Source organism: Streptomyces sp. NPDC031445 (genome assembly GCF_055581365.1).
This window is the reverse complement of the sequence record NZ_JBVIJO010000002.1, coordinates 1-22,591: the sequence shown is the minus strand read 5'-3', so window position 1 is coordinate 22,591 and position 22,591 is coordinate 1. Positions and strand designations below refer to the sequence as shown.

Annotated in this window: 23 protein-coding genes and 1 pseudogene; 12 read left to right on the top strand and 12 right to left on the bottom strand. The window is 73.6% G+C overall.

The features are described from left to right. Positions 1–24 precede the first annotated feature (24 nt). Positions 25–861, bottom strand: a complete 837-nt coding sequence (locus ACZ5DC_RS06385; protein WP_468650001.1) for an adenosylcobinamide-GDP ribazoletransferase — start codon at positions 859–861, stop codon at positions 25–27. Between the two features lie 118 nt (positions 862–979). Here ACZ5DC_RS06385 and ACZ5DC_RS06380 point away from each other — a divergent pair, with 118 nt between their 5' ends. After that, entirely contained in the window at positions 980–1,744 is a 765-nt protein-coding gene (locus ACZ5DC_RS06380; RefSeq protein WP_468649999.1) for a hypothetical protein, read from the top strand. On the opposite strand, the gene ACZ5DC_RS06375 is transcribed toward ACZ5DC_RS06380, so the two are convergent. The 3 genes from ACZ5DC_RS06375 to cobT all read right to left on the bottom strand — a co-directional run bounded on the left by ACZ5DC_RS06375 (position 1,684) and on the right by cobT (position 5,468). After that, complete coding sequence (locus ACZ5DC_RS06375; RefSeq protein WP_468649997.1) at positions 1,684–2,418, bottom strand: hypothetical protein; 735 nt, start codon at positions 2,416–2,418, stop codon at positions 1,684–1,686. The two genes, ACZ5DC_RS06380 and ACZ5DC_RS06375, sit on opposite strands and share 61 nt — an antisense overlap. 70 nt (positions 2,419–2,488) lie before the next feature. Beyond that, a complete protein-coding gene (locus tag ACZ5DC_RS06370) occupies positions 2,489–4,285 on the bottom strand; it encodes a phosphatidylglycerol lysyltransferase domain-containing protein (protein WP_468649995.1) in 1,797 nt (598 codons plus the stop codon). Positions 4,286–4,349: 64 nt separating this feature from the next. Continuing rightward, a complete protein-coding gene (cobT, locus tag ACZ5DC_RS06365; RefSeq protein ID WP_468649993.1) occupies positions 4,350–5,468 on the bottom strand; it encodes a nicotinate-nucleotide--dimethylbenzimidazole phosphoribosyltransferase in 1,119 nt (372 codons plus the stop codon). A 134-nt stretch (positions 5,469–5,602) separates the two neighbouring features. On the opposite strand from cobT, the gene ACZ5DC_RS06360 reads away from it, so the two are divergent. Beyond that, the gene (locus tag ACZ5DC_RS06360) at positions 5,603–6,586 is read left to right on the top strand and encodes a class I SAM-dependent methyltransferase (RefSeq protein ID WP_468649991.1); all 984 of its coding nucleotides are present in this window, start codon (positions 5,603–5,605) and stop codon (positions 6,584–6,586) included. 7 nt (positions 6,587–6,593) lie between these two features. Here the strand turns inward: ACZ5DC_RS06360 and ACZ5DC_RS06355 are convergent, their stop codons facing one another. Continuing rightward, positions 6,594–7,796 carry a bifunctional adenosylcobinamide kinase/adenosylcobinamide-phosphate guanylyltransferase gene (locus tag ACZ5DC_RS06355; protein ID WP_468649989.1) on the bottom strand — a complete coding sequence of 401 codons (1,203 nt, stop codon included), beginning with the start codon at positions 7,794–7,796 and terminating at the stop codon, positions 6,594–6,596. A 127-nt stretch (positions 7,797–7,923) separates the two neighbouring features. Here ACZ5DC_RS06355 and ACZ5DC_RS06350 point away from each other — a divergent pair, with 127 nt between their 5' ends. Continuing rightward, a complete protein-coding gene (locus ACZ5DC_RS06350) occupies positions 7,924–8,133 on the top strand; it encodes a hypothetical protein (protein ID WP_030658323.1) in 210 nt (69 codons plus the stop codon). Between the two features lie 36 nt (positions 8,134–8,169). Here the strand turns inward: ACZ5DC_RS06350 and ACZ5DC_RS06345 are convergent, their stop codons facing one another. The 3 genes from ACZ5DC_RS06345 to ACZ5DC_RS06335 form a co-directional block, all read right to left on the bottom strand. Further along, positions 8,170–9,249 (bottom strand): S1C family serine protease, encoded by a 1,080-nt coding sequence (locus ACZ5DC_RS06345; RefSeq protein WP_468649986.1) that lies wholly within the window; start codon positions 9,247–9,249, stop codon positions 8,170–8,172. A gap of 56 nt (positions 9,250–9,305) precedes the next feature. Continuing rightward, positions 9,306–10,043, bottom strand: a complete 738-nt coding sequence (locus ACZ5DC_RS06340) for a class I SAM-dependent methyltransferase (protein ID WP_468651249.1) — start codon at positions 10,041–10,043, stop codon at positions 9,306–9,308. 83 nt (positions 10,044–10,126) lie between these two features. Next, on the bottom strand, positions 10,127–10,756 hold the full coding sequence (locus tag ACZ5DC_RS06335; protein WP_468649984.1) for a DUF3043 domain-containing protein: 630 nt from the start codon (positions 10,754–10,756) through the stop codon (positions 10,127–10,129). A gap of 253 nt (positions 10,757–11,009) precedes the next feature. Here ACZ5DC_RS06335 and ACZ5DC_RS06330 point away from each other — a divergent pair, with 253 nt between their 5' ends. From ACZ5DC_RS06330 to ACZ5DC_RS06310, 5 genes and pseudogenes are all read left to right on the top strand, one after another. Then, positions 11,010–11,801 (top strand): PspA/IM30 family protein, encoded by a 792-nt coding sequence (locus ACZ5DC_RS06330; RefSeq protein WP_171157028.1) that lies wholly within the window; start codon positions 11,010–11,012, stop codon positions 11,799–11,801. A 33-nt stretch (positions 11,802–11,834) separates the two neighbouring features. Next, positions 11,835–12,113, top strand: coding sequence for a PspA-associated protein PspAA (gene pspAA, locus ACZ5DC_RS06325; RefSeq protein WP_366749199.1), 279 nt, complete (start codon positions 11,835–11,837; stop codon positions 12,111–12,113). 189 nt (positions 12,114–12,302) lie between these two features. Further along, a complete protein-coding gene (locus ACZ5DC_RS06320) occupies positions 12,303–13,538 on the top strand; it encodes a sensor histidine kinase (RefSeq protein WP_468649981.1) in 1,236 nt (411 codons plus the stop codon). Beyond that, the gene (locus ACZ5DC_RS06315; protein ID WP_366749197.1) at positions 13,535–14,215 is read left to right on the top strand and encodes a response regulator transcription factor; all 681 of its coding nucleotides are present in this window, start codon (positions 13,535–13,537) and stop codon (positions 14,213–14,215) included. The genes ACZ5DC_RS06320 and ACZ5DC_RS06315 overlap by 4 nt, the downstream gene beginning before the upstream one ends. A gap of 47 nt (positions 14,216–14,262) precedes the next feature. Next, positions 14,263–14,457, top strand: a pseudogene (locus ACZ5DC_RS06310) (efflux RND transporter permease subunit); the annotation flags it as partial. Positions 14,458–14,507: 50 nt separating this feature from the next. Here the strand turns inward: ACZ5DC_RS06310 and nadA are convergent. After that, positions 14,508–15,692, bottom strand: coding sequence for a quinolinate synthase NadA (gene nadA, locus ACZ5DC_RS06305; protein WP_468649979.1), 1,185 nt, complete (start codon positions 15,690–15,692; stop codon positions 14,508–14,510). 264 nt (positions 15,693–15,956) lie between these two features. Here nadA and ACZ5DC_RS06300 point away from each other — a divergent pair, with 264 nt between their 5' ends. Continuing rightward, entirely contained in the window at positions 15,957–16,313 is a 357-nt protein-coding gene (locus ACZ5DC_RS06300) for an iron-sulfur cluster assembly accessory protein (protein WP_028422454.1), read from the top strand. A gap of 115 nt (positions 16,314–16,428) precedes the next feature. On the opposite strand, the gene ACZ5DC_RS06295 is transcribed toward ACZ5DC_RS06300, so the two are convergent. Next, on the bottom strand, positions 16,429–17,961 hold the full coding sequence (locus tag ACZ5DC_RS06295) for a hypothetical protein (protein ID WP_468649977.1): 1,533 nt from the start codon (positions 17,959–17,961) through the stop codon (positions 16,429–16,431). Positions 17,962–18,060: 99 nt separating this feature from the next. Further along, positions 18,061–18,270 (bottom strand): hypothetical protein, encoded by a 210-nt coding sequence (locus ACZ5DC_RS06290; protein ID WP_366749193.1) that lies wholly within the window; start codon positions 18,268–18,270, stop codon positions 18,061–18,063. 181 nt (positions 18,271–18,451) lie between these two features. Here ACZ5DC_RS06290 and ACZ5DC_RS06285 point away from each other — a divergent pair, with 181 nt between their 5' ends. Next, a complete protein-coding gene (locus ACZ5DC_RS06285) occupies positions 18,452–19,426 on the top strand; it encodes a carbohydrate kinase family protein (RefSeq protein ID WP_366749192.1) in 975 nt (324 codons plus the stop codon). Positions 19,427–19,445: 19 nt separating this feature from the next. Here the strand turns inward: ACZ5DC_RS06285 and ACZ5DC_RS06280 are convergent, their stop codons facing one another. Then, positions 19,446–20,822: an aminotransferase class V-fold PLP-dependent enzyme gene (locus ACZ5DC_RS06280; protein WP_468649974.1), complete on the bottom strand. Its 1,377-nt coding sequence runs from the start codon at positions 20,820–20,822 to the stop codon at positions 19,446–19,448. 280 nt (positions 20,823–21,102) lie between these two features. Here ACZ5DC_RS06280 and ctaC point away from each other — a divergent pair, with 280 nt between their 5' ends. Both ctaC and ACZ5DC_RS06270 read left to right on the top strand, forming a co-directional pair. Beyond that, positions 21,103–22,062, top strand: coding sequence for an aa3-type cytochrome oxidase subunit II (gene ctaC, locus ACZ5DC_RS06275; protein WP_468649972.1), 960 nt, complete (start codon positions 21,103–21,105; stop codon positions 22,060–22,062). Next, the coding region (locus ACZ5DC_RS06270; protein ID WP_468649970.1) for a cbb3-type cytochrome c oxidase subunit I at positions 22,059–22,591 on the top strand (533 nt) is incomplete at its 3' end. The genes ctaC and ACZ5DC_RS06270, both read left to right, overlap by 4 nt.

Genomic DNA, 22,591 nt, shown 5'->3' with positions numbered 1-22,591 from the left:
CGTGCGGCCCCGGGCGGGAAGGCGCTAACGGCCGAGCGCCAGCACCACGAGTGCCGTGACCGCGGCCGTCTCCGCGACCGCGCCGAACACGTCACCGGTGACCCCGCCGAACCTGCGGACGCACCTGCGCAGCAGCAGGTCGGCGACGGCGGCGGCGACGGCCACCGCGAGCGCGGTGCGCGCGCCGTCGTACCCGCCGAGGCCGGCGCCCGCCGCCCCGGCCGCCGCGACGACGGCGAGCGCGACGGCCAGTGCCGTGCCCTTGGGGACCACCCCGGCCACCGCCGCCCCCAGCCCCTCCGGGCGGGCCGCCGGCACCCCGGCGCGGGCTGCCAGGGTGAGCGCCAGCCGGGCCGCGACCGCCGACACCACGGCCGCCAGGGCACCCCTGGCCCAGGAGCCGCCGTAGAGCTGCGCCAGTACGGCGACCTGGGCGAGCAGCACCAGGACGAGGGTGAGCACCCCGAACGGCCCGATGTCCGACTGCTTCATGATCCGCAGGGCGTCCTCGGCGGGTTTGCCGCTGCCCAGCCCGTCGGCGGTGTCGGCGAGCCCGTCGAGATGCAGCCCGCGGGTCAGCGCGGCCGGAACGGCGACCGAGGCGACGGCGGCGAGCGGCGGGCCGGCGCCGAGGAGGAGCAGCAGCAGGCCGAGGCCGGCCGCGCACCCGCCGACGACCAGCCCGGCCACCGGCGCGCACACCATGCCGCCGCGCGCGGCCCCCCGGTCCCAGCGGCGCACCCGCACGGGCAGCACGGTGAGCGTGCCGAAGGCGAACCGGAGTCCGTCCCGGAGGGAGGCCGAAGAAGCGGGGGAGGAGGGCGGGGAGGGCGGGGAGGGCGAGGAGGACGACGAGAACACCGCCGCAGGCTACCCGCCGCCCGCCCCGACCGGCCCCGGTCCCCGTCCGGCGGCCGTCCTCCCACCCCGGAGGGACAACGCGATCCTCCCCCGACCCCCGTAGGGATAAAGTGCGCACATGGGGCACTGGTGGGTGCGGAACGTCGTCGAGCCGGGAAAGCTTCCGTTGCTGCTGGCCCTCGCCGCCTTCGTGCTGACCTTCGTCGTGACCCGGGTCATCACCCGGCTGATCCGGGCGGGCCGGGGGCCGTTCGGGAACGTCAGGGCCGGCGGGCTGCACATCCACCACGTCGTCCCCGGCGTCGTCCTCACCGTCGTCGGCGGCTTCGGCGCGGTGGCCAGCGACCGGCACGGCGCCGGCGGGGTCGTCTCGGCCGTGCTGTTCGGCGTGGGCGCGGGCCTGGTCCTGGACGAGTTCGCGCTGATCCTGCACCTGGACGACGTCTACTGGAGCGAGGAGGGCCGCAAGAGCGTCGAGGTCGTCGTGCTCACCGCCGCCCTGGTCGGGCTGCTGCTCGCCGGCTTCGTCCCGCTCGGCGTCAACGACCTCTCCCAGCAGGAGCTGGCCGACCGCGGCACGGTCATCTCCAACATCGTCGCGAACTTCCTCCTCTCCCTCGTCGCCCTGCACAAGGGAAAGGCCCGCACCGCGCTCTTCGGGGTGATCGTGCCGCTGGTCGCGCTCGTCGGCGCGGTCCGGCTCGCCCGCCCCGGCTCCCCGTGGGCCCGCCGCTTCTACGGCCGCCGCCCCCGCGCCCGCGCCCGGTCCGCCCTGCGCGCCTACCGGCACGACCGCCGCTGGGCGCGGCCGAGCCGTGCCGTTCAGGACTGGATCGGCGGCAAGCCCGACCCCCGCCCGGCGCGTCTGCCCGGCCACCGCTGACCGCGGCCGCGGCCGGCCGGGGCCGTGCCGCGCTGCCGCGCCGCCGCCAGCAGACACAGCAGGCCCACCGCCATCAGCGCGGCCAGGTGCTCCTTGCCCGCCAGGTTCTCCTTGAGCAGCACCTCGACGACCATCGCCAGCGTCACCGCGCCCGCCGTCGTGTAGGCGCCGTACCGCCAGCAGACGAACACCGCGAGCCCCACGACGGCCGCTGAGGGGCCGGTGTCCACCACCTGCCCGTCGGTCCACGGCAGCCCGAACGGGGCGTGCGCGCCCAGGGTGATGCCGAGGCGCGCGTACAGGGTTCCGGCGAGCGTGGCGACGTAGGCGATGGTCAGCGTCCGCTTCCAGCCCAGGCACAGCTCGGCGATCCCGAAGACCAGCAGGATCTGCGCCAGCGCCCCCCACACCGGCAGGTCGAGCGCGGGCACGAACAGCGACAGGGGAGTGCGCAGCAGGGCGAGCCACAGCGGGTCGTCGGCCCGTACGGCGCCGAGGTCCTGCACCGGCTGGTACCCCCACGGCTGGTTCTGCACGTACTGCAGCAGCGCCGTCAGACCCACCGCCGCGAGCGTCGCCGGGGCCGCCGCCGGGCCCCGGCACCGCAGCGGCCCGCGCACGGCGGCGTACAGCGGCCCCCACTCGGCACGGGCCCAGCCGGCCGGCGTCCTCATCGGACGCCCCTCCTCGAACGTTCCCCCGCCGAGCGTCGTGGCCATCGAGCGTTCCCCCGTCGTAGGCGTCTCATCGGTACGTTTCCAAGTGCCTGCGGTGCAGCCACTTGGGAAGACCCGGCGCCTCCAGGAACCCCTCCGCGCGCGCCGACGCGAGGCCGATGCGCGGCAGGTCCGCGCTCTTCTCGAAGAGCAGGAACCGCGGCTCCCAGATGGGCCGGTACTTGGCGTTGGCGCGGTACAGCGACTCGATCTGCCACCAGCGCGAGAAGAAGCTGAGCAGCGACCGCCACAGCCTCAGCACCGGTCCGGCGCCGAGGCGCGCGCCACGTTCGAAGACCGATCTGAACATCGCGAAGTTGAGTGAGACCTGAGTGATCCCGATCTCCCCGGCCCGCCGCAACAGCTCGATGACCATGAACTCCATCAGCCCGTTGTCGGAGTCCCGGTCGCGCCGCATCAGGTCCAGGGACAGCCCGTGCGGTCCCCACGGCACGAAGGACAGCAGCGCCCGCAGCCGTCCCTCGGCGTCCGTGCACTCCAGCATCACGCACCGGCCGTCCCCGGGGTCCCCGAGCCGGCCGAGCGCCATGCTGAAGCCGCGTTCGGTGGCGCCGTCCCGCCAGTCGTCGGCGCGCTCCACGAGATGCGCCATCTCGTGGGCCGGGATGTCCTCGTGCCGGCGGATGCGCACCCGGTACTCGGCCCGCCGCACCCGGTTGTACGCCTGTCGGACGGTGCGCATCGCCCGGCCCTCCAGCGTGAACTCGGCGACCTCCACGACCGCCTCGTCCCCGAGTTCCAGCGCGTCCAGGCCGTGCCGGGAGTAGACGGTCCCGGCCTCCTCGCCCGCCCCCATGACCGCAGGGATCCAGCCGTGCGCCCGCGCCTGGGCGAGCCACGGGGCGATCGCCCCCGGCCACGCCTCGGGGTCCCCGATCGGGTCCCCGGACGCGAGGCTCACCCCGCCGACCACCCGGTAGGCGACGGCGGCCTTCCCGGTCGGCGACCACACGACGCTCTTCTCCCGGCGCAGCGCGAAGTAGCCGAGCGAGTCCCGGTCGCCGTGCCGCTCCAGCAGCTCGCGCAGCCGCTTCTCGTCGTCCTCGGTGAGCGGGTCGACGGCCCGCCGGGACCGGAAGGCGGCGTAGAACACGGCGAGCACCAGGGCCGTACTGAGCACGTTGATCGCCACGTTGGCCCAGTTGGGCGGGTCGATCCCGGGGAAGTGGGACTCCTCGGCCGCCACCGACACCAGGCGCAGGGCGCCGTAGTGCCAGCGTTCCGGGAACGAGGACCGGGCCGCGTCCGGCGCCTGGTTCGTGACCGTCACCAGCAGCCCGGCCAGCAGGCTCGCCACCAGCCCGCCGCCGACGGCCACCGTGGCCGCGAGCCGGGGGTTGGAGCGGTCGCCCTTGGCGTAGAACTCCCGGCGTCCGGCGAGCAGCGCGCCCACGAAGGCGGCGGTCAGCGCGAGGGAGACCCAGTTCTGCGGGTACCGCCGGATCTCCGGGAACGCCATGGCGAAGGCGAACAGCGCCAGGAACAGCCCGCTCATCACCAGGTTGAGGATCCAGGAGGCCCGCTTGCGGCGCCGCATGGTGATCGCGAGGAAGGCCGTGAACACTCCGGAGGCGAAGCCGGCCGTCAGCAGGTACGGCGTGAAGAAGTCGTCCTGGTTGTGCCGGCGCACGTCCTGGCCGAGCGAGACCCACACCGCGCTGAGGAAGTTGATGAAGGCGACGGTCCGCAGGTACCAGACGGCGAACGCGGCGGCCCGCCGGGAGGCCCCGGTGGACCGCCGCGCCGGCCCGCCCGTCCGCGCCGCCTCGGCTCGCTGCTCACCGGCAATCCGGACATCTTCCATGTCCAGGATCATATGGGCGCGGCTCCGGCGAACCATACTTTTCAGCCCGTCGGGGGCATCGGCCTCACATGTCCTTCTCCTCCGCCGGCTCCTTCCCGGCCTCCGGTTCCTTCACCGCTTCCGGCTCCTGGCCGGCCTGCGGCCGCTCCGGAAGCTCCGCCGCCAGCGCGGCGGCGGACCGCACCAGCGGCAGTGCCAGCAGCGCGCCGACGCCCTCGCCGACCCGCACCCCCTGCTCCAGCAGCGGCTCCAGGGCCATCCGGTCCAGCGCCTTCGCCTGCCCCGGCTCCCCGCTGTCGTGCCCGGCCAGCCACCAGTCCGGCGCCCGGAACGCGACCCGCTGCGCGACCAGCGCGCACGCGGCGGCCACGACCCCGTCGAGGATCACCGGCAGCTTCCGCACCGCGCACTGCAGCAGGAACCCGGTCATCGCCGCCAGGTCCGCCCCGCCCACGGTCGCCAGCAGCTGCAACTGGTCCCCGAGCACCGGCCGGGCCCGCCGCAGCGCGTCCCGCACCGCCGCGCACTTGCGCATCCACGCCAGGTCGTCGATCGCCTCGCCGCCCCGCCCGGTCACCACGGACGCGTCGGTCCCGCACAGCGCCGCGACCAGCACCGCCGCCGCCGTGGTCCCGCCCACGCTGACATCGCCGAGCACCACCAGATCGGTCCCCGAGTCGGCCTCCTCGTCGGCGACCGCGACCCCCGCCCGCAGCGCGGCCTCGGCCTCCTCCAGGGTGAGCGCGTCCTCGACGTCGATACGGCCGCTGCCCCGCCGCACCCGGTGCCGCGCCACGTCCGCGGGGAAGGCGGCCGGGTCGCAGTCCAGGGCCATGTCCACCACCCGTACGGGCACCTCCTGGCGGCGCGCGAGCACGGCCACCGGGCTCGCGCCCTCCAGCACCGCCCGCACCAGCTGCTCCGCACCGCCCGCCGGCCGCGCCGACACGCCCAGCTCCGCGATGCCGTGGTCGCCGGCGAACAGCACCACCCGGGGCCGTTCGACCGGCCGCACCGGCACGGTGCCGCGCGCGGCGGCCAGCCACTCGCCCAGCTCGTCCAGGCGGCCGAGCGCTCCCGCCGGCACGATCTGACGCTCCCGCCGGGCCTCGGCGTCACGGCGTACGCCCCCGTCCGGGCGCTCGATCAGATCGGTGAAATCGTCCAGATTAAGGCTGCTCATTCGCCGAACAGTACCGCCAGCGGGCGAACGCGCCCGCGCCACATCGCCACCACACCCCTACGACGTCTTTGCACCCCGGAGCGTGATCCCATACGTTCCGGTTTGCCGCGGAATGTCGCACAGGGAGCACGCCCATGCCGACCTCGCCCCTCACCCCGCAGATCACCACCCCGCACGACCCCTTCCAGGAGCCCCGCCGCGCGGACTGCCCCTGGTGCGGTTCTCCCCGCCTGCGCACCCGGCTGCGCGCGCCCGACCCGCTGCGGCACCGTTCGGGCAGGTTCGTCCTCGACGTGTGCCGGGACTGCGGCCACGCCTTCCAGAACCCCCGGCTCAGCGCGGAGGGGCTCGCCTTCTTCCACCGCGACTTCTACGAAAGACACCTGGAGGAGTTCGCCGCGCGGATCCTCCCCGCCCGGGCGGTGCGCCGCCGGCACCGCACCACCGCCTGGCGGCTGTCCGAACTGCGGGAACCGGAGAGCTGGCTGGACGTCGGCACCGGCCACGCCCGGTTCCCCGAGGCGGCCAGGGAGTTCTTCCCCTACACCAGCTTCGACGGGCTGGACCCGACGGCCCGGGTGGAGCAGGCGCTGCTGGAGGGGCGCGTGGAGGAGGCGTACCGCGGCTACCTCACGACCCCCGGCATGGCGGCCCGCCTGCGCGCCCGCTACGACGTCGTCACCATGTTCCACCATCTGCAGCACGCCCCCGACCCGCGGGCCGAGCTGCGCGCCGCGCTCACCGTGCTGCGGCGCGGCGGCCACCTGGTCGTCGAAGTCCCGGACCCGCGCTGCCTGTTCGCCACGCTGCTGGGCAGGTGGTGGCTGCCGTACGGCCAGCCGCGCCATCTGCACCTGGTGCCGCTCGCCAACCTCCGCGCGGAACTGCGCTCCCTGGGCTGCACGGTCCTGGTCACCGACCGCACGACCCCGCACGTGCCGTACGACCTCTCGGCGGCCGTCGCCCTCGCCGTGGCCCAGGCCCACCCGGTCGTCCAACTGGCGGCGGTCCCCGTCCAGTCCCTGGCCTCGGCCCTGGACCACGGCTGCGCCCCGCTGTTCCGCCGCACGCGCCTGTCCAACGCGTACCGGGTGGTGGCGCGGAAGGACGCGGGGTAGCCGGGCGTCAGCCCCGCAGCACCAGCGCCTGGCCCGCCACCACCAGCAGGACCTGCTCGCACTCGCTCGCGAACGCCGCGTTCAGGCGGCCCAGTTCGTCCCGGTAGCGGCGGCCGGAAGCCGTCGCGGGGACGATCCCGGAGCCGACCTCGTTGGACACCGCCACCACGGTCCGCCGGGTGCCCCGCACCGCGTCCGTCAGCTCCCGCACCCGCGCCCGCAGCGCCTTCTCACCCCCGCCCGCCCACTCCGCGTCGTCCCACGCCCCCACGGAATCCATCACGTCCGTCAGCCACAGCGACAGACAGTCGATCAGCACCGGCGGCCCGTCCTGCGCCAGCACCGGCACCAGGTCCGTCGTCTCCGCCGTACGCCACGACCCCGGCCGCCGCTCCCGGTGCACGGCCACCCGGGCCGCCCACTCGGCGTCCCCGCCCCGCGTGCCGCCCGTCGCGACGTACAGCACCTCCGGGAACGTCTCCAGCCGGCGCTCCGCCTCCACCGACTTGCCCGAGCGGGCCCCGCCCAGCACCAGCGTCCGCCGCGGCACGTCCGGCACCTCCTCGTACGCCCCCACCACCAGCGTCGTACCGTCCGGCACCGCCCGCGCCCCCGCCGCCGCGAGCCGGCGCCGCAACTCCGCGCCGGGCGGCACGTCGTGGTCCAGGTGGACGGCGAGCACATCCGTCGTGGGGCCGACCGAGCCGACCGCGCGGAGCCGGGCGAGCGCGTCGGGACGGCCCACGACGTCCGCGAGGAGCATGTCGTACGACTCCGCCGTCGCCCCCTCCAGCCCCGCAGGCGCCCCGCCCGGCGGCAGGTACAGCAGCCGCTGCCCGTCCGGCCCGGTCACCGCGTACCCGGTGCCGCCCGCGTCCATCGCCACGGCTCGCACCCGATGCCCCGTCAGCAGCGCCAACTCCCGCCCGTCCGGCACCCGGCCGGGCTGCGGCAGCCCGGCCGGCACCTCCACCGCCGGGCCGTCGTGCGGGTGCGACAGCAGCACCTGCCGTACCCCGCCCAGCGACTGCCCGGCGCGCGCCGCCGCGAACGCCGCGCCAGGCGTGAGGTCCAGCAGCAGCGTCCCGTCCACGAGCGCCGCGGTCGCGGCCCGCGCGTCCGGACCGAGCGCGGTCGCGCACACGGCACAGGAACAGTCGGGGCGAGGCAGTCCCGCCGGGGCACCGGTACCGAGCAGAGTTACTTCCACGCACCGATTTTCGCCTGCCCCCCGGCCTCCCGCGCGACCGGCCACCCGGATGATCCACCGCCTCTAACGGCCGACCCGGCTGAGCGCATACGCTGCGGGGGCAGGTGTTGGATCAAAGGAGGCCCAGATGACGGCATGGACGTGGCGGTTCGAGAAGGCCGACGGGACGGAGGTCCAGCCGGCGGTGCAGCCCGAGGAGTTCACCACGCAGGGGGATGCCGAGTCCTGGATCGGCGAGCACTGGAAGGCGCTGCTGGAGGGCGGGGCCGACCAGGTGCGGCTGTTCGAGGAGACGGCTGAGATCTACGGCCCGATGAGCCTGCACGCCGACGCGTGACCCGGCCGTGAACGGGGTGAGGAGGGGCCACCCTCCTCACTGCTCGCCCAAAGTCACCTCGGCCGTCTTCGCGGTGCCGTCCCGCTGGTAGGCGACCGCGGTGCGCCGGCCCGGCTTCTCGTCCGCCAGCGCCTCGGCGAGCGAGGTGATGGTGGTGACGGACCGGCCGCCCACCGCGGTGATGATGTCGCCGGCGCGCAGGCCCGCCCGGTCGGCCGCGCCGCCGGCGCGTGCGGTGACCACCGCGACCCCGATCGGCTGGTAGCGGTCGTTCACGACCGTCCGCGCGGTGATGTCGAGGGCCGCCCGCCCGGACTCGACGACCTTCCCCTCCCGGACGATCTGGTCGGCGACCGTCCGCACCATCGACGCCGGGATCGCGAACCCGATGCCGGGCGCCGCGCCGTTGCCGAAGGTCGGGTCGGCCGCCGCGAGCGTCGGGATGCCGATCACCTGCCCCGTGAGGCCGACCAGCGCGCCGCCGCTGTTGCCGGGGTTGATCGCGGCCGAGGTCTGCACCATGTTCGCGATCGTCGCGCCCGTGCCGCCGCCCGAGTCGCCCTCGCTGACGGTCCGCCCGGTCGCCGAGACGATGCCCTGGGTCACGCTGGACGACAGCCCGAGCGGCGACCCCATGGCCAGCACGATCTGCCCGACCTGCACCTTCTCGGAGTCCCCGAACACCGCCGGCTTCAGCCCGTTCGGCACCCGGTCCAGCCGGACCACGGCGAGATCCTGCTCGGGGTAGGAGTAGACGAGGCTCGCGGTGAGCGGTTCCTCGCTGTTGGCCGTGGTCACCTGGAAGGTCTTCTCCGACCCGACCACGTGCGCGTTGGTGACGATGTGCCCCTTGTCGTCGTACACCACCCCGGAGCCCAGGTCCCGGCTCGCCTGGATCTGCACGACCGACGGCAGCACCTCGCGGATCACCTTCTGGTACTGGCTCTGCAGGTCGTTCGCGGCCATCGGCAGGGCCGCCCGGGTGGCCGCCGCGGTGTCCCGTCCGGCCTGGGCGGCGGGGGCGGTGCAGCCGGCGGCGAGAGCCGCGCAGCACACCAGCGCGGCGGCCGGGACGGCTCTTCGGGGCCGACGCGCGCGGGTACGGGAAGCGTCCATGTCCCGAGTCTCACCGCACGGTGATCATCCGTCCCGCGGTGTTCCCCCGAACGGGCTCAGCCGCGTACCCCGCACAGGTGCAGCAGCGCCGCCACCCCGCGGTAGGGGTCCGTGCGCCCGGCCCGCTCCTCGACCGCGAGCAGGGTCTCCAGGTCGTCCGGGAGCGCCGCGCCGTCCGCCGCCGTGTCCGTGAAGACCCGCACGCCGTACCAGGCGTGCAGCGGGGCGGCGATGCCGTCGAGCGTGGCGGTGAGCGCCGCGAGCCGGTCGGCCCGCACCTCCAGGCCGAGGCGGACGGGGGTCCCCCCGTCCGAGTCCGTTCGCGGATGGGGGAGGTAAGAGGTGGTGTCGAAGGCCGCCAGGGCCGACGACCAGTCCCCGGACAGCCCCGGGCGCATGGCGAGCGCGTCGCCGTTGCGGACCAGGAGGGAGAGGAGGCCGCCGGGCGCCAGCACCCTGGCCAGCCCCGCCACCAGCGGGTCCGGCTCCTCCACGTACATCAGCACGCCGTGGCACAGCACCACGTCGAAGCTGCCCGGCAGGAAGTGCACGCCGGTGTCCCGCCCGTCGCCCTGCACCAGCCGCACCCGCTCCCGGATGCCCTCCGGCTCCCGGGCCACGGCGTCCCGCGCGGCGGCGATCATCGTCGCGTCCTGCTCGACCCCCGTCACGTGGTGGCCGAGCCGGGCCAGCCGCAGCGCCTGCGCGCCCTGGCCCATCCCCACGTCGAGCACCCGCAGCCGCTGCCCGACCGGGAACCGCCCGGCTATCTGCTCGTCCAGCTGCCGGGCCACCAGCTCCTGGCGCACGACGTCCCGCAGGCCGCCCAGCCCGTCCAGCCAGGCATCGGCCGAGCCCCCGGTGAAAGCGTCAGCGCTCAGGGCCGCTCTCCGCGCTTGACCTGCGGCTTCGGCAGCCGGAGCCGGCGCATCTGCAGGGACCGCATCAGGGCGTAGGCGACCGCGCCGCGCTTGTTCTCGTCCGGGAAGCGCTCCTGGAGCCGCTTCTTCAGCCGGAAACCGCTGACCGCCGCGTCCAGCACGATCAGCACGATCACGATCAGCCACAGCAGCAGCGCGATGCTCTGGATCGCGGGCACCCGCACCACGCTCAGCACCAGGATGACCACCGCGAGCGGCAGGAAGAACTCCGCCACGTTGAACCGCGAGTCCACCCAGTTGCGGGCGAACTTGCGCACCGGGCCCTTGTCCCGGGCCGGCAGGTACCGCTCGTCGCCGCTGGCCAGCGCCTGGCGCTGCCGCTCCAGGGCCTGGCGCCGGTCCTCGCGCTGGCGCTTCGCGGCCTCCTTGCGGTTGGTCGGCGTACGGGCGACGCTGCGGCGCTGGGACTGGGCCTCACTGCGCTTGGGAGTGGGCCTGCCCTTCGGGGCCTGCGGGTCGCGGGGCTGCTTGGAGAGGGTCACCTGCGCCTTGTCAGCGGTCGGGGCCTTCTCTTCCTTGGCACGGCTACGGAACACAAAACCCAAGGGTAAGGGCTGCACCGGCATGGACCCCAGCCCGTTGGGGAACGATCCGGCAACACCGGACGTCTTCAGGGGGACAGAGGGGACACACAGAGGGCTTCCGGCGGCACCTGGGTGGATCACCTACTCCCTACGCCGGAGCGGAACGGTCCGCAGTCGTCCTCGGGGATGAGCGCATCACCCCGCGAACAGTGCGGTAATGGAAGCAGGGCCCGTACTGTGGTCCTGTCGCAGGATCTGTGAGCTGGAGTCCGTCAGAAGGGGGCGCGCGAAGCCCATGAGCGGTGTCATGAAGCGTATGGGGATGATCTTCCGCGCGAAGGCGAACAAGGCCCTTGACCGGGCCGAGGACCCGCGCGAGACCCTCGATTACTCGTACCAGAAGCAGCTGGAGCTGCTCCAGAAGGTCCGCCGTGGCGTCGCCGACGTGGCCACGTCCCGCAAGCGCCTGGAACTCCAGCTCAACCAGTTGCAGCAGCAGTCCTCCAAGCTGGAGGACCAGGGCCGCAAGGCGCTCGCGCTCGGCCGTGAGGACCTGGCCCGCGAGGCGCTGTCCCGCCGCGCCGCGCTCCAGCAGCAGGTCACGGACCTCGAGACCCAGCACGCGACCCTCCAGGGCGAAGAGGAGAAGCTCACCCTGGCGGCCCAGCGCCTCCAGGCCAAGGTGGACGCCTTCCGCACGCGGAAGGAGACCATCAAGGCCACCTACACCGCGGCCCAGGCCCAGACCCGTATCGGCGAGGCCTTCTCCGGCATCTCCGAGGAGATGGGCGACGTCGGCCTCGCCATCCAGCGCGCCGAGGACAAGACCGCCCAGCTCCAGGCCCGGGCCGGCGCCATCGACGAACTGCTCGCCTCGGGCGCCCTGGACGACCCGTCCGGCATGCACAAGGACGACATCCAGGCCGAGCTGGACCGGCTCTCCGGTGGTACGGATGTAGAGCTGGAACTGCAGCGCATGAAGGCCGAGCTGGCCGGGGGCTCCCCGCAGCAGGCCATCGAGGGCGGCACCGGTCAGGGGCAGTCCCAGCAGCAGCCGCAGGACACCCCGCGCTTCGACAAGCAGTAGCCCGGCGCCGGGGCCCGAGCCGAGGAGGCCGACGTGATCGTACGGATCATGGGGGAGGGCCAGGTGACGCTGGACGACTCCCACGTCGTCGAGCTGAACAAGCTGGACGACGAGCTGCTGGAGGAGGTGCAGGGCGGCGACGAGGAGGGCTTCCGCCGCACGCTCGGCGCCCTCCTGGACTCCGTCCGCCGGCTCGGCACCCCGCTGCCGGACGACGCGCTGGAACCCTCCGAACTGATCCTCCCGTCGCCGGACGCGACGCTTGAGGAGGTCCGGGAGATGCTCAGCGACGAGGGGCTGATCCCCGGCTGAGCGGTGGCGGTCCCCTGGGGGCGGGATACCCGGTGGCCCGGGATGGGATGGGGATGGGGTGCGGTTTCGCGGCTGCGGGCCGTACGTGGCTGGTCGCGCAGTTCCCCGCGCCCCTCCGGGGGCTTGCCGGGTGCCGGTAGTGGTCGGCGCCCTGCCGGGGATGGCTGGTGGGCCCGTACTGTGCAGACCGTGAGCACTCTCGAACGTGCCCGGTGCGGCCTCAAGGCACACCCCCTGGCGGCGGACGCGGCGCTCGCCGCCGGCGTGCTGGCCTGCATGGTCGCCGGTTCCTTCGCCGCGCCCCAGGGTCACCACGGCCTGACCTGGGACGTCCACGCCCCCGCCGTCCTCAGCCTCGTCCTCATGCTGGCCGGCGCGGCGGCGCTCGCCTTCCGGCGCCGGGCGCCCAAGACCGTCCTCGCCGTCACCGGCACCGTCTCCCTGGTCGAGTGCGTCACCGGCGACCCCCGCGCCCCCGTCGCGATGTCCGCCGTCATCGCCCTGTTCACCGTCGCCGCGTCCACCGACCGCTCCACCACCTGGCGCCTCGGCCTGCTCACCATGACCGTGCTGACGGCCGCCGCCATGCTCGCCGGCCCGCTGCCCTGGTACGCCCAGGAGAACCTCGGCGTCCTCGCCTGGACGGGCATCGGCGCCACCGCGGGCGACGCCGTGCGCAGCCGCCGCGCGGTCGTCCAGGCCATCCGGGACCGCGCCGAGCGCGCCGAACGCACCCGGGAGGAGGAGGCCCGCCGCCGGGTCGCCGAGGAGCGGCTGCGCATCGCCCGCGACCTGCACGACGTCGTCGCCCACCACATCGCCCTGGTGAACGTGCAGGCCGGGGTCGCCGCGCACGTCATGGACAAGCGGCCCGACCAGGCCAAGGAGGCCCTCGCACACGTCCGCGAGGCCAGCCGCAGCGCGCTCGGCGAACTGCGCGCCACCGTCGGCCTGCTCCGCCAGAGCGGTGACCCCGAGGCCCCCACCGAACCCGCTCCGGGCCTGAGCCGCCTGGAGGAGCTGGCCGACACCTTCCGCAGCGCCGGGCTGCCGGTGTCCGTGGCCCGCGCCGACCAGGGCACCGAACTGCCCGCCGCCGTCGACCTGGCCGCCTACCGGATCGTCCAGGAGGCGCTGACCAACGTGCGCAAGCACGCGGGCCCCGACGCCGAGGCCGAGGTGAGCGTCGTACGCGTCGGCCCGAACGTCGAGGTCACCGTCCTGGACGACGGCCCCGGCGAGCCCGGCGCCCCCGGCGCCGGGCACGCGTCCGAGGACGGCGGCGGGCACGGGCTGCTCGGCATGCGCGAGCGGGTCACCGCCCTGGGCGGCACCCTGACCACCGGCCCCCGCTACGGCGGCGGCTTCCGCGTCCATGCGATCCTGCCCGTCAAGACGACGACGGCCCAGGGGGAACTTGTATGACCATCCGTGTCCTGCTCGCCGACGACCAGGCCCTGCTGCGCAGCGCGTTCCGGGTGCTGGTCGACTCCGAGCCCGACATGGAGGTGGTCGGGGAGGCCTCGGACGGCGCGGAGGCGGTCCGGCTGGCGAAGGAGCACGGCCCCGACGTCGTCCTCATGGACATCCGGATGCCCGGCACCGACGGCCTGGCCGCCACCCGGCAGATCGGCGCCGACCCGTCCCTCGCGCCGGTCCGCGTGGTCATCCTGACCACCTTCGAGGTCGACGACTACGTCGTCCAGGCGCTGCGCGCCGGTGCCTCCGGCTTCCTCGGCAAGGGCAGCGAACCGGAGGAGCTGCTGAACGCCATCCGGGTCGCGGCCGGCGGCGAGGCCCTGCTGTCCCCCGCCGCCACCAAGGGCCTGATCGCCCGCTTCCTCGCCCGGGGCGACGACGGCGACGGCCCCGACCCGGCCCGCTCCGAGCGGCTCGCCACCCTCACCGGCCGGGAGCGGGAAGTCCTCGTCCTGGTCGCCGGCGGCCACTCCAACGACGAGATCGCCGAGCGGCTGGCGGTCAGCCCGCTGACGGTGAAGACGCACGTCAACCGGGCCATGGCCAAGCTGGGCGCGCGGGACCGGGCCCAGCTCGTCGTCATCGCGTACGAGTCGGGGCTGGTACGTCCGAGGACGGACTGATCTCCCCCCGCGTCTACCGCGCGCGGAGTAGGGGCCGCCGGAGGAACGGCGAGGGCGGCTTCATCGCCCAGCCGCTCGCCGTGGTCGTCATCGGCGGCCCGATCACGTCGACCCTGCTGACGCTCCTGCTGGTCCCGACCCTCTACGCGATGCTGGAGCTCCGCGAGGAGCGCCGGGCGCGGAAGCGGGCGGCGAAGAACCAGCCGGCGCCGCGGAAGGAGCCGGAGCCGGCCGGGGTGTGACGGCACGACGAAGGGCCGGGTCCCGTCGCGGACCCGGCCCTTCCGGCTCGCTAGGGCAGCGCGAGCATCCGCTCCAGCGCCAGCTTGGCGAACGCCTCCGTCTCCTTGTCGACCTCGATGCGGTTGACCAGGTTGCCGTCGGCCAGGGACTCCAGCGCCCAGACCAGGTGGGGCAGGTCGATGCGGTTCATCGTCGAGCAGAAGCAGACCGTCTTGTCGAGGAAGACGATCTCCTTGCCCTCCGGCGCGAAACGGTTCGCCAGGCGGCGCACCAGGTTCAGTTCCGTGCCGATCGCCCACTTGGAACCGGCCGGGGCCGCCTCCAGGGTCTTGATGATGTACTCCGTCGAGCCGACGTAGTCCGCCGCCGCCACGACCTCGTGCTTGCACTCGGGGTGGACCAGCACGTTCACGCCGGGGATGCGCGCGCGCACGTCGTCGACCGAGTCCAGGCTGAAGCGCCCGTGGACCGAGCAGTGCCCGCGCCACAGGATCATCCTGGCGGCCCGCAGCTCCTCGGCCGTCAGCCCGCCGTTCGGCTTGTGCGGGTTGTAGACCACACAGTCGTCCAGGGACATCCCCATGTCGCGGACGGCGGTGTTCCGCCCCAGGTGCTGGTCCGGCAGGAAGAGGACCTTCTCCCCCTGCTCGAAGGCCCAGTCGAGGGCGCGCCTGGCGTTGGAGGAGGTGCAGATGGTGCCGCCGTGCTTGCCGGTGAACGCCTTGATGTCGGCGGAGGAGTTCATGTACGACACCGGGACCACCTGCTCGGCGACGCCCGCCTCGGTCAGCACGTCCCAGCACTCCGCGACCTGCTCGGCCGTCGCCATGTCGGCCATGGAGCAGCCGGCGGCGAGGTCGGGCAGCACGACCTTCTGGTCGTCGGAGGTCAGGATGTCGGCCGACTCGGCCATGAAGTGCACACCGCAGAAGACGATGTACTCGGCCTCCGGGCGCGCGGCCGCGTCCCGGGCCAGCTTGAAGGAGTCGCCCGTGACGTCCGCGAACTGGATGACCTCGTCGCGCTGGTAGTGGTGGCCGAGGACGAAGACCTTGTCGCCGAGCCGGGCCTTGGCGGCGCGGGCGCGCTCGACCAGGTCGGGGTCGGAGGGCGACGGGAGGTCTCCGGGACACTCGACGCCCCGCTCGCTCTTCGGGTCGGCCTCGCGGCCGAGCAGCAGCAGGGCGAGCGGAGTCGGCTGCACGTCGAGCTCCGGGGTCTGGGCGGTGGTCACGACACGCACCCTTTCTACTTTTCGTCTATCTGACGCTATCTATCATAACCGGTTCACGTCACTTTGACGATGGCCATAGCGTCCATGTGACGTGAATCCCGCCCGGGTCCCTCCACAGGCCGCTGTCGGCGCCCGGGACCATGTGCGAGCATGAAGCCGGAAGGAAAAACGCGACAACGACAATGCCCGGCCCGGAATGAATCCGCGGAAGCGCCGGTTGCACTCGTCGGCAAGCAGTCTCCGTACAACCCGGGAGAGATGTAGATGTCCGTATCGGACGAGACCACCACCGTCACCGACGGCATCATCCTGACCGACGCCGCCGCGGCCAAGGTCAAGGCCCTGCTCGACCAGGAAGGCCGCGACGACCTCGCGCTGCGCGTCGCCGTCCAGCCCGGCGGCTGCTCCGGCCTGCGCTACCAGCTCTTCTTCGACGAGCGCTCGCTCGACGGTGACGTGGAGAAGGACTTCGGCGGGGTCAAGGTCGTCACGGACCGGATGAGCGCTCCGTACCTCGGCGGTGCCACCATCGACTTCGTCGACACGATCGAGAAGCAGGGCTTCACGATCGACAACCCGAACGCGACCGGCTCCTGCGCCTGCGGCGACTCCTTCAGCTGAGCCGACGGCCGGCAGAGCCGCACGCTCTGACGGCCGGAAAAGGCGGCGGTCCCCTTCCGGGGGCCGCCGCCTTCACGTCTCCGCCCGGCCGCCGCCGCGGGGCCGGCGCGCCCGGTCAGCGCGGCTGGGCCGAAGCGTCCGGCCGCAGCGAGCCCGGCTTCGCCTTCGGGACCGCCGAACCGTCCGCCCCGACCACCGTCCGCCCGTCCAGCGGCGCGCCCAGGGTCACGGTCTTCACGTACTCCTTGGCGATCAGGACGCACACCCGGCCCGGCCAGGGCCGCTCGGTGACCGTCACCGTCACCCGGTCGCCGCTCTCCCGCGCCGAGGTCCGGTAGTCGGCGCACACCCCGCCGTAGAAGCTCAAGGTCAGCGTCCGCCCGTCGGCCGTGTAGCCGTTCACCTTCACGCTCCGGCTCTCCCCGGGCGCCGGGGACGACGCGGAGGGCTCCGGCGCCGGCGACGCGGACGCCGAGGTCAGGTACGCCGGGTCGACCGCCGGATACGTCACCGTGAACGCGCCGCCCGCGGAGGACCCGCGCACCCGGAACAGCCAGGACGGCACCAGCGTCTGCCGCCCGCCCACGGAGTGCGCGGCCAGCCCGAACACCGCCTTGTCGACCGTCACCGTGTCCCGGGCCGCCTTCGGCGCCCCCGTCGACGCGCCGCACGGCCGCTCCAGCCGGTCCTTCAGCGGCTCCGGGCTCGCGCACCCCCCGATCCCCATCCGGTGGGCGTCCCCCGCCGTCCCGTTCATCAGCGCCAGCGTCCGCGCCGCGCCCACCACGGGATACGTGTCCCCCTTCACCGGCGCCGCCAGCAGCCCGTGGCCGCCGACCAGCTCGCCGTCGCGGTCGACGGTCAGACCGGTCGTCCAGCCGTACGTGGGCAGCCCGCCGACCACCGGGTCCGCGTCGACCACCCGCCGGGCGCCCATGACCCGGCTCGCGTCGAGTTTCGCGCCGTCCAGCCCCGCCGCCTGAAGCACCGGTGCCGCCGCCTTCTCCGCCTCGGCCGCGCTCACCGGGTCGCCGGCCGGGGCGCCGGGGTCCTGGCCGCAGACGGTCACCTTCCGGCAGTTGTCGGTGCCGGGCGCGTACCGGTCGAAGCTCCAGCCGCCCGGCGCGTCCCGGTTCACCGTCAGCCTCGGCCCGGAGCCGTCCTGCCCGCCGACGCGCCAGATCCGCCCCTCGGCCACCGGCACGCCGTCGACCCCGAGCGCCTTCGCCAGCCGGGCCACCCGCTCCCGGCCGACCTCGGCCCGCGGCTCGTACACCGGCGCCGAGCCGGGCCCGTCGGGCAGCTCGCCCCGTGCCACGTACCGGGTGCCGTACGGGTCCGGCTCGCCGGGCGCGATCCCGCCGGTGCCGGAGCGCGCCCAGCCGTCCAGGGCGAGCGGCGGGGGAGTGCCGTGGGCCCCGCCGGGGGCGGCCGTGCCGCCCGTACGCTGCTCCGTGCCGCTGCCCGCGGCGAGGTAGGCGCCACCGCCGCCGATCAGGAGGACGGCCGCGGTGGCGACGGCGACGACGACGGCCGTGGGGCGCCGGCCCCCGGCCCGTCCCGCTCCCGCCGTCGCCGGCCGCGGGTCCGTGGGGGACTGGTCGCGCTCCTCGGGGGCGCCGGAGTTCTCAGACCGCTCGGTGTTCACCGCATCGCTCCCTCGCTGCCTCGTGTCCCGGGTCCCCCGCGGGGGACGGCGATGGGACGCGGGAGGGGAGCGCGCGGTTCCCGGGCCAGCGGCCCTCGGTCAGTCGCCGTAGTCCGACATCGCGTCCAGCAGCCGCGCGGACCGCGCCGGCACGCGCACCCCGTGGATGAGGGACGGCGGCACCGGCCGGGACTCGGTGTGCTCCGGGACCGCCCAGTGCGGGGCCATCCGGGCGCAGTCGCCGCGCAGCGCGGCGAGGTCGCCGTCGGGGTCGGCCGGGGCGGAAGAGGTGACCTCGAGGTTCGTCATGTTCGCACCGTAGGCACGTCCCGGGCCGCGGCAAAAGAGCTACTATCGGGTAGTTTCGCCAGCTTCAGTGGCGGCTTCCGACCGGGTAGCGTGAACTGTCGATCCGCCCTCCCGTCGCCCACCACCGCCCTTCCCGAGCGCTCACGCGCGCACCTTCTTATTTCCGCAGGAGAATCCCGTCGTGCGCATCGCAGTCACCGGCTCCATCGCCACCGACCATCTCATGACCTTCCCCGGCCGCTTCGCCGACCAGTTGGTCGCGGACCAGCTGCACACGGTTTCGCTCTCCTTCCTGGTCGACAACCTCGACGTACGCCGCGGCGGCGTCGGCGCCAACATCGCCTTCGGCATGGGCCAGCTCGGCACCGGGCCCGTCCTGGTCGGCGCCGCCGGCTTCGACTTCGACGAGTACCGGGCCTGGCTCGACCGGCACGGCGTCGACACCGAGTCGGTCCGCATCTCCGAGACCCTGCACACCGCCCGGTTCGTGTGCACCACCGACTCCGACCACAACCAGATCGGCTCCTTCTACACCGGCGCGATGAGCGAGGCCCGGCTGATCGAGCTGCAGACGGTCGCCGAGCGCGTGGGCGGTCTCGACCTGGTCCTCATCGGCGCCGACGACCCCGAGGCGATGCTCCGCCACACCGAGGAGTGCCGCTCCCGGAACATCCCGTTCGCCGCCGACTTCTCCCAGCAGATCGCCCGGATGGAGGGCGAGGAGATCCGGATACTGCTGGACGGGGCGACCTACCTCTTCTCCAACGAGTACGAGAAGGGGCTCATCGAGTCCAAGACCGGCTGGAGCGACGCGGAGATCCTGGCGAAGGTCGGCCACCGGGTCACCACGCTCGGCTCCCGGGGCGTGCGCATCGAGCGGACCGGCGAGGACCCGATCGAGGTCGGCTGCCCGGAGGAGGAGCGCAAGGCCGACCCCACGGGCGTCGGCGACGCCTTCCGCGCGGGGTTCCTGTCCGGACTGGCCTGGGGCGTCTCCCTGGAGCGCGCCGCCCAGGTGGGGTGCATGCTGGCCACGCTGGTCATCGAGACCGTGGGCACGCAGGAGTACCAGCTGCGCCGGGGCCACTTCATGGAGCGGTTCGTGAAGGCGTACGGCGACGAGGCCGGCCAGGAAGTGCGCGCCCACCTGCGCTGACACGGCCCCGGGCGACCGCTCAGCTCACCCGGCGTACCAGGTACGCCGTCCCGCGCTCCGCCGGTTCCTCCCCGACGTACTCCTGCCCCCGCATCTCGCACCACGCCGGGATGTCCAGGCGGGCCGCCTCGTCGTCGGAGAGGACCCGGACGGTCCCGCCCACCGGCACCCGGCCGAACACCTTCGCCAGTTCGATGACCGGGATCGGGCAGCGCTTGCCGAGGGAGTCGACGAGCAACTCTTCCCGACCGCCCCGGGTGACCGGGGCGGGCGCGCCCAGCTTCTCCCGCACCCCGGCCACCGCCCCGGGCAGCACCTCCAGGAACCGCTCCACGTCCGCCTCCGCCGTGCCGGGCGGCAGGGACACCCGTACGTTCCCCTCGCTCAGCACCCCCATCGCCTTCAGCACATGGCTGGGAGTCAGCGTGCTGCTCGTGCAGGAGGAGCCGGAGGACACCGAGAAGCCGGCCCGGTCCAGCTCGTGCAGCAGTGCCTCGCCGTCGACGTAGAGGCAGGAGAAGGTGACGATCCCGGGCAGCCGGCGCACGGCGTCGCCGACCACCTCCACGTCCGGCACCAGTTCCGGCACCCGCGCCCGGATCCGCTCCGTCAGCCCCCGCAGCCGTACCGCCTCCTGGGCCGCCTCGGCCCGGACCGCGCGCAGCGAGGCCACGGCCGCCACGATCGCCGGGATGTTCTCGAACCCGGGCGCCCGCCCCGACTCCCGTTCGTCCACCGGCCCTCGGGCGGCGAACCGCACGCCCTTGCGCACGACGAGCAGCCCGACCCCCGACGGGCCGCCCCACTTGTGCGCGCTGGCCGCGAGCAGCGACCAGTCGCCCTCCACCGGTCCCCAGCCCAGCGACTGCGCCGCGTCCACCAGCAGGGGCACCCCGGCCGCCCGGCACACCTCCGCCACCTCGGCCACCGGCTGCGCGGTCCCCACCTCGTGGTTGGCCGACTGCAGGCACGCCAGCGCGGTGTCCGGCCGGAGCGCGGCCGCGTACCCCGCCGGGTCGACGGCTCCCGCCCGGTCGACGGCCACCCGGGTGACCGTCCCGCCGTCCGCCTCGAACGCCTCCGCCGAATGGAGTACGGAGGAGTGTTCGACGGACGACACGATCAGGTGGTGTCCCACCCGCCGCCGTCCGGCCAACGCCCCCGCGACGCCCCTGTGCACGGCCCGGGTGCCGGACGACGTGAACACCACCTCGTCCGCCCGGCAGCCGACGGCCTCGGCAGCCGCCTCCCGCGAGGCGTCCAGCAGCATCCGGGCCCTGCGTCCCTCCCGGTAGAGCCGGGCCGGATCGGCCCATCCCTCGTCCAGGGAGGCCGACAGCGCCTGGCGGGCGACGGGATGGAGAGGAGTGGCGGAGGCAGCGTCAAAGTAGGCCATACGGCAACGTTAAGACCCCCGTGGAGGCGGCCGGCCCGGGGGCGCGGGCCGATGGCCCGAGCGGCTCCGCCGCGGGGTGCGACCAGCCACGACACTCCCGCGGCGGCCAATCAAGCGAACCACCCCACCCAGTAGGCACCCCTCCCCGCGAACCCCCGGAGAGGGTGGGCTAGGGTTTGGTCCGCATAAACATCCAAACCCCTGCCCGACGCAGGGCGGCGACCGACCAGCGAGAAGGCCGCAGCCGACCGCGCGGGCGAGACTCTCGGGAAGGCGCTACGTGAGTCCCAACGGCTCCGACCGCTCGCCGCGGCGCCCGATGCGGCGGAAGCTGCTGCAGGCACTGACCGCGGGCCTGGTCCTGGCGACCGCAACCGGTTGCACATACAAGGACTTCCCCCGCCTTGGCATGCCCACCCCCACCACGGAAGAGGCTCCGCGGATCCTCTCCCTGTGGCAGGGCTCCTGGGCTGCCGCGCTCGCCGTCGGCGTGCTGGTGTGGGGCCTGATCCTGTGGAGTGCCCTCTTCCACCGGCGCAGCCGCACCAAGGTCGAGGTTCCTCCGCAGACCCGGTACAACATGCCGATCGAGGCCCTGTACACGGTGGTCCCGATCATCATCATCTCGGTGCTCTTCTACTTCACGGCCCGGGACGAGTCGAAGCTCCTGGACACCTCGAAGAAGCCCGACGTCACGGTCAACGTGGTCGGCTTCCAGTGGAGCTGGGGCTTCAACTACATCGAGAACGTCCCTGGTTCCTCCGGTGACGCGAAGACCGACAAGAACCTGGACGCCATTCCGGACCCGCTGCGGAAGCAGTTCCCGGCCAACGCAGGCGGTGTCTACGACGTCGGCACGCCGGGCACGCGGAACCCGCAGACGAACAACCCCGGCCCGACGCTGTGGCTGCCCAAGGGCAAGACGGTCCGCTTCGTCCTGACCTCGCGTGATGTCATCCACTCCTTCTGGGTGGTGCCGTTCCTGATGAAGCAGGACGTCATCCCCGGTCACACCAACGCCTTCCAGGTGACCCCCAACAAGGAGGGCACCTTCCTCGGCAAGTGCGCCGAGCTCTGCGGCGTCGACCACTCCCGGATGCTGTTCAACGTGAAGGTCGTCTCCCCGGAGCGCTACGCGCAGCACCTCAAGGAGCTCGCGCAGAAGGGTCAGACCGGTTACGTTCCGGCCGGCATCGCGCAGACGAGCCACGAGAAGAACCAGAGGACGAACAACCTGTGAGCATCCTCAACGAACCCCAGGGTGCCGCGGCAGCTGAAGGCTCACACGCCGACGAGCTGCCGGTCCGGCGCAAGCAGCCCGGCAATGTCGTGGTGAAGTGGCTGACGACCACCGACCACAAGACGATCGGCACGATGTATCTGGCGACGTCGTTCGCGTTCTTCCTGATCGGTGGCGTGATGGCGCTGCTGATGCGCGCCGAGCTGGCCCGGCCGGGCCTGCAGTTCATGTCGAACGAGCAGTTCAACCAGGCGTTCACGATGCACGGCACGATCATGCTGCTGATGTTCGCGACGCCGCTGTTCGCCGGTTTCGCGAACTGGATCATGCCGCTGCAGATCGGCGCGCCGGACGTGGCCTTCCCGCGGCTGAACATGTTCGCCTACTGGCTGTACCTGTTCGGCTCGCTCATCGCGGTCGGCGGCTTCCTCACCCCGCAGGGCGCGGCGGACTTCGGCTGGTTCGCCTACTCCCCGCTGTCGGACGCGGTCCGCTCGCCGGGCATCGGCGCCGACATGTGGATCATGGG

What these genes read in the sequence shown, in the direction of transcription:
- cobT (WP_468649993.1), bottom strand. Translation starts at nt 5,468, where the DNA reads ATGAGCAGCCTTAATCTGGACGATTTCACCGATCTGATCGAGCGCCCG.
- ACZ5DC_RS06315 (WP_366749197.1), top strand. Translation starts at nt 13,535, where the DNA reads ATGACCATCCGTGTCCTGCTCGCCGACGACCAGGCCCTGCTGCGCAGC.
- ACZ5DC_RS06380 (WP_468649999.1), top strand. Translation starts at nt 980, where the DNA reads ATGGGGCACTGGTGGGTGCGGAACGTCGTCGAGCCGGGAAAGCTTCCG.
- ACZ5DC_RS06290 (WP_366749193.1), bottom strand. Translation starts at nt 18,270, where the DNA reads ATGACGAACCTCGAGGTCACCTCTTCCGCCCCGGCCGACCCCGACGGC.
- ACZ5DC_RS06280 (WP_468649974.1), bottom strand. Translation starts at nt 20,822, where the DNA reads ATGGCCTACTTTGACGCTGCCTCCGCCACTCCTCTCCATCCCGTCGCC.
- ACZ5DC_RS06300 (WP_028422454.1), top strand. Translation starts at nt 15,957, where the DNA reads ATGTCCGTATCGGACGAGACCACCACCGTCACCGACGGCATCATCCTG.
- ACZ5DC_RS06345 (WP_468649986.1), bottom strand. Translation starts at nt 9,249, where the DNA reads ATGGACGCTTCCCGTACCCGCGCGCGTCGGCCCCGAAGAGCCGTCCCG.
- ACZ5DC_RS06360 (WP_468649991.1), top strand. Translation starts at nt 5,603, where the DNA reads ATGCCGACCTCGCCCCTCACCCCGCAGATCACCACCCCGCACGACCCC.
- ACZ5DC_RS06375 (WP_468649997.1), bottom strand. Translation starts at nt 2,418, where the DNA reads ATGAGGACGCCGGCCGGCTGGGCCCGTGCCGAGTGGGGGCCGCTGTAC.
- ACZ5DC_RS06370 (WP_468649995.1), bottom strand. Translation starts at nt 4,285, where the DNA reads ATGGAAGATGTCCGGATTGCCGGTGAGCAGCGAGCCGAGGCGGCGCGG.
- ACZ5DC_RS06330 (WP_171157028.1), top strand. Translation starts at nt 11,010, where the DNA reads ATGAGCGGTGTCATGAAGCGTATGGGGATGATCTTCCGCGCGAAGGCG.
- ACZ5DC_RS06335 (WP_468649984.1), bottom strand. Translation starts at nt 10,756, where the DNA reads ATGCCGGTGCAGCCCTTACCCTTGGGTTTTGTGTTCCGTAGCCGTGCC.
- ACZ5DC_RS06350 (WP_030658323.1), top strand. Translation starts at nt 7,924, where the DNA reads ATGACGGCATGGACGTGGCGGTTCGAGAAGGCCGACGGGACGGAGGTC.